This is a genomic window from Flintibacter sp. (genome assembly GCF_046973065.1).
Map to the genome: position 1 here is coordinate 1 of NZ_JBKVXZ010000016.1, position 14,207 is coordinate 14,207.

Consider the following 14,207-nt stretch of genomic DNA (forward strand, 5'->3'; position numbering starts at 1 on the left):
CTCCTGGAACTGGTCGCCCGCCTCCTCGCTGAATTGGTCCAGATCGTCCCGCAGGCTGTCCAGGCTGCCGCTGATGGCGGTGGTGTGCTGGTAGAGCTGGTCGGACATGGCTTTGAAGTCGTCCCGGCCCTCCGTCCCGGCGGCGTGGGTGCGGTCCTGGATGGCAGACAGGGAGTCGTGGATGGCCTGGGCGTCATCCACACCCCGGGAGACCATGTCATTGAGCTGATTGGTGAAGTGCTCCAGCTGGTCAAAGAGGGAGGAGAGGCTGTTGGTAAGCTGCTGGGAGGGGGAGGGACCATAGGTGAGGCTGGTGTTGGGCTCAAACTGGCCCGCAATACCTCCCACGTCCTTACGGCCCTGGATGGGAGCGGTGTTGGAGCAGCTGGAGATCTCCCCAGACTGAAGACCCACGATGCCGCCCATGTTGTAGCCCACGTGCTGATAGCCTACCGCGCCGGAGTTGGTGCAGCCCCGGATGGTCCCGCGGGACAGGCCAGCGATACCGCCCACACTGGTGGGAGTCTCCTGGTCGGCCTGGGTGTTGATTTCGCCGGTGTTGGAGCTGTTCTCCACCGTGCCCAGGTTCTGCCCGGTAATGCCGCCCACGTTGGTCACGCCGGTGACAGCGGCAGCGCTGGTGCAGGACTGAATGCAGCCGCTCTCGCCGTTCAGGCCAACCAGACCGCCGATATCTTCCTGCCCGGACACGGAGCCCTGGGCGGCACAGCGGCTGACCGTGCCGTAATTTTCTCCCACCAGCAGGCCCGCCTGGCTGGCGGAACCCTGGGGAGCCAGGTCCCCTTCCACGGTGAGGTCCTCCACCACGGCGCTGGCGGTCAAGGTACGGAACAGTCCGGTTTTGGAGCCCTTCTTCTTAAAGGAAAAGCCGGAGATGGTGTGGCCGTTGCCGTGGAAGGAGCCCTGGAAGATGGGCACCGGAGTGAAGTCAGAGCCGCTCAGGTCCAGGTCGGCGGTGAGCTCCACGGTGATACCCTGGGACCAGGTGTCCCGGGTGCATTGTTTGGAGAAGTTGGTAAAATCCTGGACGGTGGCAATGGTGACCGTGTCCGAGGCCGCAGCGGCGGGCAGGGTCAACGTACAAAGGAGCGCCAGTACCGTCAGGAGGGCGGCTCCCCGCTGTATTTGTTTCATGGTGTATGCTCCTCCTCTTCTGAGGTGTCCAGCTCCTGGTATTTGCTCTCGATGAGGGCGTCCACGCTGCCGTGGAGCACGCCCTTGAATTCGCCGTCCACAAAACCGGATACGTGGCCGCGGATGTGGCCGTCCAGGCGCATAGTGCCCTGGTTGAAGCGCTGCTTGCGGTCCAGGTTGAGGGTGATGGCGGTGCGCTCAATGAGAGCGTCGCCCAGCATCAGCAGCTGGGGCAGCACGGTCATGACCAGGATGATGGAGGTGACGGTGCCCCGGCCCAGGGTTTGACCCACCGAGCCGATGGTGGCGTCGGTGGAGATGCCGCCGATGAGGAAGCCCGCTACCGCCATGATGGTGCCCGAGGTGAGGATGGTGGGGAAGCTCTGGCTCAGGGCCTCCACCGCCGCCTGCTTGCGCTCCATCACGGTTTTCAGTTCCATGTAACGGTTGGTGATGACGATGGCGTAGTCAATGGTGGCGCCCATCTGGATGGAGCTGACCACCAGGTAGCTCAGGAAGAACAGATTCGTTCCGGTGAGAACCGGCACCGAGAAGTTGATCCAAATGGAACCCTGGATGGTAAGGACCAGCAAAATAGGCAGACCCGCTGACTTGAAGGTGAACAGCAAAATCACCATGACAAACAGAGCGGTGAGGATACTGATCTTCATGTTGTCGCCGGAGAAGGAGCTGGCCAGGTCGAAGGCGTTGGTGGAGTTGCCCACCAGGATCACATCGTCCCCGTAATATTCCTGGGCGATGGAGCGGATCTCATCCAGCAGGGCGTAGGTCTCATCCCCCTCGGTGGGCACGTCGGCCACAAAGACCAGCCGGGACCAGTTCTCGCCCCGCAGCTGCTCCAGGCCCACGTCCAGCCGCTCCTGGAGGTCGTCTACCTTGTCCGCCTGCTCCCCGGTGAGATTCACCACTCCTTTGTCCTTTTGATCCAGCAGGAACTCAAAGACATCGATGAGGGGCACGGAGTAGTCGTCCGGGTCCTGGAAGATGGCGCCGTACTCCTCCACGCTCAGGCCATAGGCCTGGTAAAGAAGGCGGGCCAGCTCAATGTCCACGCCCGCCAGCTCGGAGAACTGCCGGGGGTTCATCTCGTCGGTGAGCATCCGCCCGTCCTCTACCTCGATGTTGGCAAGGCCGGTGGCCTGGGTCACCTGGGGCAGCTGAGATACCCGCTCCAGAACGTACTTTTCCTTGTTGTAGTCCCCACGGGGCACCAGCACGGCGATGGTGTTTTTCTTGCCAAAGGTATCGGTCACCTTTTCGTCGGCAATGCGCCAGGCGGGTTTGTTGTCAAAGTCGGTGTCGTTGTTGTCAAAGACATAATCACAGTGGGAGGAGAGCACCGCTCCGACAACCACCACCACCAGAAAGATGGGAGGCAGAATGTAACGCAGACGGACGACAGCCTTGCCCCAGAAGTTGATCTTGGGCACCAGATTGCGGTGGCGGGTGCGGTCGATGGGGCCGCTGAAGAGCATGAGCAGGCCGGGCATGAGCAAAAACACGCACAGCATGGAGAACACGATGCCCTTGGACAACACGATGCCCATGTCAAAGCCGATGCGCAGCTGCATAAGCATCAGAGCCACAAGGCCCGAGATGGTGGTGAGGCTGGAGGAGGAGATCTCTACAATAGCCTTGCTCAGAGCGGCGATGTCCGCCTCCCGGGGGTCCAGACCGTTGTCCCGCTCCTCCATGTACCGGTGACAGAAAATGATGGCGTAGTCGATGGCCAGAGCCAGCTGGAGAACCACGGCGATGGAGTTGGTAATAAAGGAGATGGTGCCGAAAATAAAGTTGGTGCCCATGTTCAGCACCGCCGCCGCGGCAAAGACGATAAGGTAGACGGGCACCTCCATGTAGCTCTTGGAGGTGAACAGCAGTACCACCACGATGACCACCGCCGCAATGGCCAGAATGACGGTCATCTCCTGCTGGAGGGTGGCCGACTCGTCCCGTCCGATCTGGGTGGAGGAGTAGACGTCGTAGCCCTCCAGGGCGGAGAGCACCTCATTCATAGCCTCTACCGTGGCCGGATCGGTCTCCTCTCCGTCAAAGGAGATGGTGAACAGGGCGGAGGAGTTTTTGTAGTGTTCCTCGGTGCCGTCAAAGGCCACCTCAGATACGCCCTCAATGTTCTCCAGCTTGTGGGATAAGTCCAGGGCGGTCTGGTAGGTCACGTTGGACACCATCACGTTGGCGCTGCCCAAGGTGATGAATTCCTCGTCCATGATGGTGAGGCCCCGGCGGGTCTCGGTCTGGGCGGGGAGGTAGGAGGTGATGTCGTTGTTGACCTGGACTTTGTTGATGGAGGCCGCACAGAAGACAAAGGCGGCAATAAAGACCAGGTAGAAGGCCTTGCGCTTATCAACAATGAAGCGGGCCACTTTGGTCATGGGACTTTCCGTACGTTTTTCCTGCATAAGAGTGCCTCACTGAATGGGAATGAATTGTTCCAGGTTGGACAGCAAGTGGCTGGTGGGGAGAGGCTCATCGCTGGAGAGCCACCAGCGGATGAGGGAAAGCATAGCGCCAGTGTAGAAGTGGGCGGCCACCTGGGGATCCACCTGAGGGGAGACGGCCCGGAAGCGGGGCTCCGACAGCAAGCGGCACAGCTCTCCGGCAGCGCAGTCCTCCAGGGTGTGGGTCAGGGTGTCTGCGCCGCTGTTGAGACAGGCGCGATACAGTGCCCGGCGCTGGGCAAAGAACTGAAATACGTTGAGGGCGGCGGTGAGCAAATACTCCCGGGGTCTGCGCTCCGGGTCCTGGGGCAGGCAGGTGGCGGCGCACTCCCGCTCCAGGCCCTCCAGCAGATAGCGCAGCAGCTCCTGCTTGTCGTTGAAGTGGGCGTAGAAGGTGGTGCGGTGGACCATGGCCCGGCGGCAGATATCGGTGACCGACAGCTCCTGGAAAGACTTTTCCTCCAACAGCTGGGCCAGAGCCTCTACCAACAGCTTGCGGGTCTTGCGCTGGCGCAGATCCAGATGTTCCTCGTTTCCGTATTCCATAGCGACCTCTCCTTGTTTGGAATGGGACTATCATACTCCGTAAATCTACATTCGTCAAGATAAAATACAGATGTAGATTTATTGGGAAAAACCACTGAACTTGGCGGCTAAAATTCTCTGTTCAGACGAAGAGAATAAGGTTGCGGGCAGATGGAAATATGCGGTATTATAAGGAGCAGGAAGCGTTTTCTGTCCAGAACCTCTGGCAGCCGCATTCCATCATTTGCAGGCCGGAGCGCTACTCCATTTCAATAGTCATCCGGACCAGAAAAAAGGAGGAAAATATTTGCCGCCGGCCGGCGGTGCGGCAGTGTGGAGACCTGCCGTAATCCTGTCAGGGTTTCGCTCTCTGGCAGGGAGGTACGTGAGCAGAGGCGAGCGTACTACGGCCTGAGCCCATGTCTACTGTGAGCCTTCAGCACATCTTCAAGATCTATGACGGAAACGTCACCGCGGTGAGCGATTTCAACCTGGAGATCGCCGACAAGGAGTTTATCGTTCTGGTTGGACCCTCCGGCTGCGGTAAGTCCACCACCCTGCGTATGGTGGCCGGCCTGGAGGAGATCTCCAAGGGCGAGCTGCGCATCGACGACCGCCTGGTCAACGATGTGGAGCCCAAGGACCGCGACATCGCCATGGTCTTCCAGAGCTACGCTCTGTATCCCCACATGACCGTGCGGGAGAACATGGAATTCCCCCTGAAGCTGCGTAAGATGGACAAAGCGGAGATCGAGCGCCGGGTCAACCAGGCCGCCGAGATCCTGGACATTACTCAGTATCTGGACCGTAAGCCCAAGGCTCTGTCCGGCGGCCAGCGTCAGCGTGTGGCCATCGGCCGCGCCATCGTCCGTGAGCCCAAGGTGCTGCTGATGGACGAGCCTCTGTCCAACCTGGACGCCAAGCTGCGTAACCAGATGCGCGCTGAGATCATCAAGCTGCGTCAGCGCATCAATACTACCTTTATCTACGTCACCCACGACCAGACCGAGGCTATGACCCTGGGCGACCGCATCGTCATCATGAAGGACGGCTTTGTCCAGCAGATCGGCACTCCCCAGCAGGTCTTTGACACCCCCGTGAACCTGTTCGTGGCCGGCTTTATCGGCACTCCCCAGATGAACTTCTTCAACGGCAAGCTGGAGAAGACCGGCGCCGGCTATCAGATCCAGTGCATGGGCGCTACCATCCCTGTCACCGACGAGATGGCTCAGAAGCTGGCCTCCAAGGGCCAGGGCAATGCCGACGTGATCGTGGGCGTGCGTCCCGAGCACATCACCGTCCAGACCGAGGGCGGCAATGCCATCCAGTGCACCGTTGAGGTGTCCGAGCTGATGGGCAGCGAGTTCTACCTCCACGCCACCGTGGGCGAGGGTGAGAAGCAGCAGAACGTGGTTATGCGTATCCAGACCACCGAGCTGCCCGCCGAGTTCCGCGCCGGTGTGCCCTACGGCACCAAGATGGGCTTCACCTTCCGCAACCAGCTCATCCACCTCTTCGACCCCACCACCGAGAAGAGCCTGCTGGCCGACTAATCTGAATTGCAAAACGCCCGGAGCAGATGCTCCGGGCGTTTTTTTTGGCATCTCCGGCACGGCCGGAGATGCCCATATTTATATTCGTTAGCGGAACTGATTCAAATCCGGCTGGTAGACATAGCCGACGGCATCCAGAGTCTGAATGATCTCCTCAGGGTCCGCGTCTTCGGCATGGCACAGTTCCTCCAGGCTGGGGTAGTTGTCCCGCAGCTTGGTGTTTACCACGCTCAGCAGGAGAATAGGGTCCTTAGGCAGCATATCCGCTTCCCTCCTCTCTTAGGCATTCAGTCCCAGACCATAGATCTGGTTGGCGTTGTCGAAGAAGACGTTCTGCCAGTGAGCGCGGGGCACCAGACGCTGGATGTAGCGGATATACTCCTCCAGGTTGACGATGGGCCAGTCGGTGCCGAACATCACCCGGTCCCAGCAGCCCACATAGCTCAGCCAGCCGCGGAGCAGCTCGGCATATACGGCACGGTCCAGGAAGTAGGCGTCCAGGTCTACCCGGCCCTCCAACAGGCCGGACAGATCGGTGGACACGTTGGGGTTTTTCTCCAGCACAGCCGCCGCCTCCTGGAGAAAGGGGTTGCCGAAGTGGCACATGACGAAGCGGGTGCGGTGGTTGTCGGCAGCCGCCTCATCCAGCACCAGGGGATGGCTGTACTTGAGATAGGCCCGGGAGTAGGAGGTGAGGCCCATATGGATGGCGACCGGCTTGTCGTAGCGGGCGGCCAGCTCATAGATGGGCTGGTAGATGGGGTCGGTGAGCCAGATCTTGTTGTAGCCAGGGTAGAGCTTCACACCGCAGCAATTCTCCCGCTTTAGGTGCTCCTCTACCTGGTCGGGCAGGTCCTTGGGGATGGTCTCGCCCCGGTCCAGCACCAGGCTGTCCAGCCCGACGCAGTAATGAAACAGGTCGGTGGGGTAGTTGTGAAAGCCCACGTCCAGGCTGCGGTTTCCCATGACCACGCCGTGGACGATCTCCAGCTGTCCGCACACCTCACGCAGGTGTTCTACGGAGTTAACGTGGCCTACCTTCTCGGCCATGGCGTCGGTGCGGGGTTCGGAGGGAAAAATATGTAAATGCGCATCAATAATTTTCATGGAAAAGGCTCCTTTCATACCATTTCATTATTATAATGCGCCAACCTCCGCTCCGCAACCCCCTCAGCCGGGGAGCGTGGGGGAAAATATGGCCCAAAGTGCGTCTTCACTGAGCCCTTTGCTTGTATATTCCGCCTCTGTCCCGTCGGAATATCGAATGGTGAAGTTGATGCGGGGACCGTCGATGTCTCCCGCGTCCTGGTAGGAGCGGGAGCGGGCGGCGATGATCTCCCGGGTCATGTCCTGGGCGCGGAAGATGGGGTTGTCTACCGTCTCCCGATATTCCTCCGGCACGCTGTCGCACCAGGGAATGGAGTAGAGCCGCACATCATAGGCGGCCCGGTTGCTCAGGTCTACCGGTTCTCCCTGCGGCGTGCCACTCTCCGGGAGAGACACCCGCACGGTCACATCGCTGTATCCCCGGCTCCAGCGCAGGAACAGGGTGTTCCGCACCCCCTCCTGGTAGGAGAGCATACCCTCAAACTCCCCGTAGCCTGCGGGTGCGGAGGCAGGCAGATAAGGGGCAAAGTCGGCCTCCTGCCGGGCCTCCTCCAGGCTGGAGAAGGTCTCGGTCCGCCAGTCCGGGATGTCCGTGGTGGTGCGCAGGTGGTCCAGAGTGAACTGAATGCCATCCCCAGCGAAGGTGCGGTTGACAAAGAAGCTGTTGAAGTCCAGGGCGGTGTCCTTGCCCTCCGGATCAGTTTGGCCGTAGTTGACAAAGCGCACCCCAATGCCGTCCTTGAGTGCCTGGATGGTCACCTTTGTCTCAGAATTGCCGTCATCGTTCCAGTCACTGGTGGAGGTCCAGGCGGCGATCTCCGTACCAAAGTAGTCGTAGTAGGCAGGCTCCGGTCCAGCCACACAGGTGGGGGGAAGCTGATCGGGGGCCAGCTGGAGGGAGAAGTGGGCGTCTCCCTTGCTGCCTGTTACCGTTACCCACAGCAAGGAACCTTCCTTGTCATAGATGGCATCGGCGTTCAGGGTGTAGCCGTCCCAAAAGAGCGTCCAGGGGATGCCGTTTCCCTCGCTGTCGGGCCAGAACAGATCAAATAACTGCTCCTGGGTGAGGGGGCGGCCAAAGGAGCCCTCCTGGATATCATAGCGCAGAGAGCTGTCCACCTCAGTCTCCCACGGGACATAGTCGATCCCCCCCATGCAGAAGAAGTTGGCAGTTCCCTCTCCGCTGTCCGGCACCAGGTAGCCCGAGGACTCTCCGGGGCCGAAGTTATCCTGGATGCCGGGGACAATGGTGTCGGAGGCCACCGGATTGGGGCCGGAAGCGGGGGACAGGCCCACATACAGGGCCAGGCAGGCCGCTGCGCCGCAGGCGGCCAGGGCGGCCATCTGTCCCGCATGGGAGCGGCGGGGACGGGGCTTTAGTTCACACAGGCGGCGGTGAAAATCCGGGGACACCTGCTGGGAATCCATATACTGAGTGTAGTATTTCACTGAAAATCTCCTCCTAACAATCGGCGAAGCCGCTCTCTGGCCCGGGAGAGCCGGGAGCGGACCGTGCCGGGGCGGCAGTGGAGCAGCTGGGCGATCTCCTGGGTGGAGTAGCCCTCGTAGTAGTGCAGATGGATGACGGCCCGGTCCTGGGGAGGAAGGGCGTACAGCTCCTCCAGTTCCTCCCGTTCCTCCGGGGAGGGAGCGGGCAGTTCCTCCCACAGGGGCACTGTGGGCCGCCGCCAGCGCAGGCGAAGGCGGCTTTTGCAGCCGTTCACCAGCACCCGCATCAGCCACGCCCCGGGAATCTCTAAATTTTGCGGTGCCTTTTCCAAAAAGGCAAGAAAGGCCTCCTGTACCGCGTCCTGGGCCTCGCTGGGGTCACCCAGAATGGCCAGGGCGGTGCGGTAGAGACGGTTTTCTTCCTGGGTGACCAGGGTCTCCCAATCCACCGGTGGGTTGGTTGGATGGTTCATCGCTTCACCCCCTTCTACACAGGTTGACGCTTTTTCGGGGAAAATTGTTGCAGGGGAGAAAAGTTTTTCAGAAAAAATTCAGCCTGCCGCCCAGAGGGCAGCAGGCTGAAACAGAATTGAGGAATTTACTGAGCCACGGTAACGGAGGTGATGTGGGGGTTGACGCCCTCATACCAGTAGAGGAAGCCCTCCATGTCGATGGTTTGGCCGATCTCCAGAGCCTTCACCGCCGCGTACACGTCGGTGGTGTTGTCACAGAGATAGGACTCCACGGTGAAGGTGTAGGTCTGGCCGTTGTAGGAGGCGTTGAAGTACAGGTCGTCGCCGTCGGTGCCGGAGCCGTCCCAGCTGTACAGGAAGGCGGCCTCATTGCCGCTGGCATCCTGAGAGGGCTCCACAGTCAGGCCCTTGAAGGAGACCAGCTGGTTCTGGTGGTCGATCAGGGTATCGGCGCCCAGCAGCTCGGTCACGTCCAGGGGCTCGGCCACGAAGGTGTCGCCGCCCTCCACGATCTGGATGGAGGCGTCGATGATCTCCACCTCGCCGGACCACTCGGTCTTATAGCCAGTGACCTGGATCTTGGTGCCGGGGGTCAGTTGGTCGTAGAGCTCCTGGGAGCAGGCGGCATCATAGACAAAGTAAGCGCCGTCCTGGTCCTGGGTGTACAGGGTGGCCTTGTCCTCCCACCAGGACTGCTTGGCCTGGACGTAGGTCTCCACAGTGACCTGGCTGTCCAGATCGGCGGCCATATACTCCTCGTAGCTCATGACCTCGCCGGCGGTCTGGGAGCCGGAAGCGGAGGACTGGGACTGAGAGGTGGTATCAGAGCCGCTGCCGGAGCTGTTCTGAGAGCTGGTGTTCCCGTTGCTGCCGCAGCCGGTGACGGCCAGGGCCATGGTGAGAGCCAGGGTCAAAAGAATGGTACGTTTCATCTTGCTTCTCCTTTTCAATGGGTTTGGACAGGTTGTCCGCTTTCATTATAGCTGGAATTTTCAAGAAATCAATGGCCAGCCCGCTTTTTCCGCGCGCTGAGGACCACCCACACCAGGATCAGAATCCAGGCCGCAGCCAGGCTGCCCAGAAGGATCACCGCTGTCTGGGGCAGGGGTCCAAGATCGGCGGGACCGGAGGCGGAGGCGCTGGTCTCGTCCAGGTGGTAGAGGGCTTTTACCTCGTCAAAGAGGGAATCCCAGTAGGCCTCATCCACCGTCTCACCCCGGCGCACCGACTTGGCGGTGTTCTCAATGAGCTGTCCGGCAGCGTCCCGCAGGGAGGCCGAGCCGTTGAACACCGGGGTGACAAAGGTGTCGTCGGTGTGGTCCAGCAGCAGCTGGGTGGCCTCGATCTTCACGTCGTAGTAGGTGTCATTGTCCTCGCCGGAGCGGGACAGGTAGTCCTGGTAGGTGGGGTCCTGCTGAGCCTTGGAGGTGACGGGGACATACCCCTCGGTCTGGGCGTAGGGGATCTGCACCTCATTGGTGAGCAGGAACTGAGTGAACAGCCAGGAGGCCAGCACCTCCTGGGAGTCTTCCTTGTTGAAGATACAGATGGAGGGTCCCTGGGAGATCATCTGGGGGTTCTCCGGGTCAAACTGGGGGATGGGCATGACCACCGTCTCAAAGTCCACAAAGGCGTCGGGACTGATGTCGGAGAGCGGGGCGTTGGCGCCCATCCAGGTGGAGCCGGCGGTGGAGTCGATGGCGAAGATACACTGGCCGGCGTTGAGGAAGTTGGCGGGGTAGCTGGAGATCTTGAAGGTGGAGAAGGCGCCCGTCTCCACATGCTGAGCGATGGTGGACAGCAGCTCTTTGGTGGTGTCGTTGAAGAGCTGGATGTCTCCGCTGCTGGTGGAGTAGCCTGCGTCCAGCTGCCGGAGCATCTGGATCATCATGTTGTCGGTGGACTTGTAGATAAAGGGAATCATCACCTTCTGGCCGTTGACCAGGTAATTGCCCTGGGCGTCCTGTTTGGCGACGGCCTCCGATACCTCCCAGATAAAGTCCCAGGTGAGGGTTTCCGGAAGGGTGTAGCCCAGCTTCTCCACGTAGGTCTTGTTGATGTAGCAGGCCTCGGTGGAGCGCATGTAGGGCACAGCGTAATAGGTCCCGTTCAGGTCGCACTCCTCCAGAAACTGGGGGATGATCTCCTCCTGGGTGGGACCGTCAAATTTCAGGGCCGCGCCGCCCAAGCCGTAATCCGGGTCGGCAAACAGCTCATCCAGAGGCACCACCACATTTTCCCCCGTGAGGTAGGTGGCGATGTGGTCGGGGTAGGTGATACACACGTTGGGGGTGGTGCCGGTGGAGATGTTGGTGATGACGTCGTTATAAATTTTGCCGTAGTCGGTGTACAGGCGCAGCTCCACGTTGATGTTGGGGTAAAGCTCCTCAAAGTCGGCAATGGCCTGCTTGTAGATGTCGGTCTGGCGCTTATTGGTGTCGTTTTTGGCCCAGAAGGTGATCTCATAGGTGCGGCTCTCATCAAAGGTGTCTGGCACCTGAAAGCTTGCCGTCTCCTTGGAGCCGTGGCAGCCGGTGAGTCCCAGCAGCAGGGCGGCGGAGAGCAGGGCCGCACAGACGCGTTTTCCTCTCATCCTTTGATCCCTCCTCTGGACACGCCCGCCATGATCTTCTTCCGGAACAGGAAGAACAGCAGAATGAGGGGCACGGAAATGACCACCACCGCCGCCATCATGGCGGGGATGTTCTCCCGGCCAAAGCCGTTTTCCCGAATCTCCTGGATACCGTTAGACACCAGGAAGTAGTTGGGGTCGTCGGTGATGAGACGGGGCCACACGTAGGAGTTCCAGCACTCGATGACCTTCAGGATGATGATGGTCACCAGAGTGGGGCGGCAGATGGGCAGCATCACCTTCCACAGGTACTTAAAGTCAGAGGTACCGTCTACCTTGGCTGCCCGGTAGAGCTCGTCGGGCACCTGCTCAAAGTTTTCCTTCAGCAGGTAGATATAAAACACTGAGGTGACCGAGGGGAGGATGAGGCCGGTAAAGGTGTTGCGCAGCTCCAGGCCGGTGATGGTGGCGTAGTTGGTGATGACCACCAGCTCGGTGGGAATCATCATCAGGGACAAAAACAGGGTAAACAGCAGGTTTTTCCCCCGGAACTCCATCCGGGCAAAGGCGTAGGCCGACAGGGTGATGACCACCACCATCAGAGCGGTGGTGACCACGGCGAAGAATACCGTGTTCAACAGATACCGGCCCAGGGGGACGGAGGTGAAGGCGTCGCGGTAGTTTTGCAGGGTGGGGGAGAGGGTAAAGAAGGTGGGAATGTGCTCGGCGTTGTAGGCACCGTAATCCTTCACCGAGGTGAGCAGCATCCAGTAGAAGGGGAAGAGGACCACCACCGCCCACACGCCCAGAAGCAGGTAGGTGAGTAAGCGCAGGATGCGTTTGCGGCGCAGCGCCCGTCCCTGGAGGCGTTCAAAGTCAAAAGATTGTTCCACAAGAATCCCCCCCTTAGTAGTGTACGTGCTTTTTGCTGACCAGGAGGTTGATGCAGGTGATGGTCAGCACGATGGCAAACAGAATGATGGCGGCCGCCGAGGCGTAGGACGGGAAGCCGCCGCTGTCGCCGTAGAGCATGTCGTAGACATAGCCCACAATGGTGTTCATCCCCGCCGCGTTCAGGTCGGTGCCGAAGAGGGCCACCGCATCGCTGTACGCCTTGAAAGCGCCGATAAAGCCGGTGACGATGAGGTAGAACACCATGGGGGAGATCATAGGCAGGGTGATGCGCAGGAAGATGCGTCCCTTGGAGGTGCCGTCCACCCGGGCGGCCTTGTAGTAGTCCGGATTCACCGAGGCCAGAGCGCTGGTGAGAATGAGGATTTTAAAGGGCATGACCACCCAGATGGTGTAAAAGCACAGCACGAACATCTTGGCCCAGTAGGGTCCTTCAATGAAGTCCACGCTGGAGCCCCCGAACCACTGGATCATCAGGTTGATGAGACCGTCGGTGTACTCCGTCTTCTGAAACAGGATCATGAACACCAGACCCACCGCCAACGTGTTGGTCACGTAGGGCAGAAAGTAGATGGTCTGGAACAGATCCCGGAGAGGCCGGATGGAGCTGAGAGCCAGAGAGATGACCAGAGCCAGTCCGGTGGACAGGGGCACAGTGATGATGACCAGCAGGAAGGTGTTTTTCACCGCCTGCAAGAAGTAGGGGTCGTGGAGCACGTAGGAGTAGTTATACAGTCCCACGCCGAAGTAGGTCTGGGAGGCAAAGTTATACCCCTCCTCCACCGAGTAGATGAACACATCGATGAGGGGATAGACCATGAATGCTGCCAGAAACAGCAGAGCGGGCAGCAGGTAGAGCCAGGCTTTTCGTTGTTGTTTCATCGCGCACCCCGAATCCGGCAGCCGGAGTCAGGCTGGAAGAGAAATACCTTTTCCGGCTTTAGAGCGAAGCGGATGCTCTGGGCGCTGCGGTCCACCGGAGCATCGGCGGTAATGATGGCACGGAGGGTGGGGGACTGACAGGCGGTGGAGGCCACCACGCTGATGTCCCGGCCCATCACCTCTACGCCGCTGAGGGCGCAGGAGAGAGGCCCGTCGGCCTGGGGCAGGAAGCCCTCGGGGCGGATGCCCACGGTGACGCTCTGGTCCGGGATGCCGGGGACAGGGAGTACCGCCGCTCCGCCCAGGCAGAGCATCCCGTTCTGGATCTGGCCGTCAAAGACGTTGATGGGGGGCGTGCCCAGGAACTTGGCCACGAACAGGTTGGCGGGGTCGTCATAGACCTGCTGGGGCTGGCCAATCTGCTGCAAAACCCCTTCCTTCATGACCACGATGCGGTCGGAGATGCTCATGGCCTCCTCCTGGTCATGGGTGACAAAGACGGTGGTGATTTTGGTGGAGCGCTGGATTTTCCGAATCTCCTCCCGGGTCTGGAGGCGCAGCCGGGCGTCCAGGTTGGAGAGAGGCTCGTCCAGCAGCAGGACGTGAGGCATTTTTACCAGTGCCCGGGCGATGGCCACCCGCTGCTGCTGGCCGCCGGACAGCTCGCTGGGCTTGCGGTCCAGAAGCTCCCCGATCTGTACCAGCGAGGCCGCCTCATCCACCCGCCGGGCCATCTCCTCTTTGGTAAGGCGGTCTTTCCCCTTTAAATTTTCCAGAGGGAAGAGGATGTTTTTCCGCACCGTCAGGTGGGGGTAGAGGGCGTAGTTCTGAAACACCATGCCCACGCCACGCAGCTCCGGGGGCAGGGCGGTGACGTCCCGGTCGCCGAAGAAGATCTTTCCGCTGGTGGGCTGCTCCAGCCCGCAGATGAGGTTCAAGGTGGTGCTCTTTCCGCAGCCGGAGGGGCCAAGCAGGCCGATGAGCTGGCCGTCAGGAATTTCAAAGGTGAAGTCATTCACAGCAACCACTTCGCTGGAGGACTTCCGGCCAGGGCTGTGAAAGGTTTTTGTAAGATGCTCAAGCTGAATATTCATAGGCG

Annotated in this window: 12 protein-coding genes and 1 pseudogene; 1 reads left to right on the plus strand and 12 read right to left on the minus strand. The window is 60.2% G+C overall.

The features are described from left to right. From ACLTXB_RS07755 to ACLTXB_RS07765, 3 genes and pseudogenes are all read right to left on the minus strand, one after another. Positions 1 to 1,155: pseudogene (locus ACLTXB_RS07755) on the minus strand (peptidase); the annotation flags it as partial. Then, positions 1,152 to 3,569, minus strand: a complete 2,418-nt coding sequence (locus ACLTXB_RS07760) for an efflux RND transporter permease subunit (protein ID WP_428226556.1) — start codon at positions 3,567 to 3,569, stop codon at positions 1,152 to 1,154. The pseudogene ACLTXB_RS07755 and the gene ACLTXB_RS07760, both read right to left, overlap by 4 nt. Before the next feature lie 36 nt (positions 3,570 to 3,605). After that, a complete protein-coding gene (locus ACLTXB_RS07765) occupies positions 3,606 to 4,181 on the minus strand; it encodes a TetR/AcrR family transcriptional regulator (RefSeq protein ID WP_428226557.1) in 576 nt (191 codons plus the stop codon). Between the two features lie 398 nt (positions 4,182 to 4,579). On the opposite strand from ACLTXB_RS07765, the gene ACLTXB_RS07770 reads away from it, so the two are divergent. Then, positions 4,580 to 5,713 carry an ABC transporter ATP-binding protein gene (locus ACLTXB_RS07770; protein WP_008981326.1) on the plus strand — a complete coding sequence of 378 codons (1,134 nt, stop codon included), beginning with the start codon at positions 4,580 to 4,582 and terminating at the stop codon, positions 5,711 to 5,713. Positions 5,714 to 5,800: 87 nt separating this feature from the next. Here the strand turns inward: ACLTXB_RS07770 and ACLTXB_RS07775 are convergent, their stop codons facing one another. The 9 genes from ACLTXB_RS07775 to ACLTXB_RS07815 form a co-directional block, all read right to left on the minus strand. Further along, positions 5,801 to 5,974, minus strand: coding sequence for a DUF4250 domain-containing protein (locus tag ACLTXB_RS07775; protein ID WP_428226558.1), 174 nt, complete (start codon positions 5,972 to 5,974; stop codon positions 5,801 to 5,803). An 18-nt stretch (positions 5,975 to 5,992) separates the two neighbouring features. Continuing rightward, positions 5,993 to 6,820 (minus strand): amidohydrolase family protein, encoded by an 828-nt coding sequence (locus tag ACLTXB_RS07780; protein ID WP_428226559.1) that lies wholly within the window; start codon positions 6,818 to 6,820, stop codon positions 5,993 to 5,995. 63 nt (positions 6,821 to 6,883) lie between these two features. Continuing rightward, complete coding sequence (locus tag ACLTXB_RS07785) at positions 6,884 to 8,269, minus strand: hypothetical protein (RefSeq protein WP_428226560.1); 1,386 nt, start codon at positions 8,267 to 8,269, stop codon at positions 6,884 to 6,886. Further along, the gene (locus tag ACLTXB_RS07790; RefSeq protein ID WP_151076379.1) at positions 8,266 to 8,742 is read right to left on the minus strand and encodes an RNA polymerase sigma factor; all 477 of its coding nucleotides are present in this window, start codon (positions 8,740 to 8,742) and stop codon (positions 8,266 to 8,268) included. The genes ACLTXB_RS07785 and ACLTXB_RS07790 overlap by 4 nt, the downstream gene beginning before the upstream one ends. A 125-nt stretch (positions 8,743 to 8,867) precedes the next feature. Then, a complete protein-coding gene (locus ACLTXB_RS07795; RefSeq protein ID WP_191905350.1) occupies positions 8,868 to 9,674 on the minus strand; it encodes a hypothetical protein in 807 nt (268 codons plus the stop codon). A gap of 68 nt (positions 9,675 to 9,742) precedes the next feature. Continuing rightward, a complete protein-coding gene (locus ACLTXB_RS07800; RefSeq protein ID WP_428226561.1) occupies positions 9,743 to 11,335 on the minus strand; it encodes an ABC transporter substrate-binding protein in 1,593 nt (530 codons plus the stop codon). Further along, positions 11,332 to 12,207 (minus strand): carbohydrate ABC transporter permease, encoded by an 876-nt coding sequence (locus tag ACLTXB_RS07805; protein WP_110441956.1) that lies wholly within the window; start codon positions 12,205 to 12,207, stop codon positions 11,332 to 11,334. Before ACLTXB_RS07805 ends, ACLTXB_RS07800 begins: the two co-directional genes overlap by 4 nt. Before the next feature lie 13 nt (positions 12,208 to 12,220). After that, entirely contained in the window at positions 12,221 to 13,108 is an 888-nt protein-coding gene (locus tag ACLTXB_RS07810) for a carbohydrate ABC transporter permease (RefSeq protein WP_110441957.1), read from the minus strand. Further along, the gene (locus ACLTXB_RS07815) at positions 13,105 to 14,202 is read right to left on the minus strand and encodes an ABC transporter ATP-binding protein (RefSeq protein WP_428226562.1); all 1,098 of its coding nucleotides are present in this window, start codon (positions 14,200 to 14,202) and stop codon (positions 13,105 to 13,107) included. The genes ACLTXB_RS07810 and ACLTXB_RS07815 overlap by 4 nt, the downstream gene beginning before the upstream one ends. Positions 14,203 to 14,207: the final 5 nt, after the last annotated feature.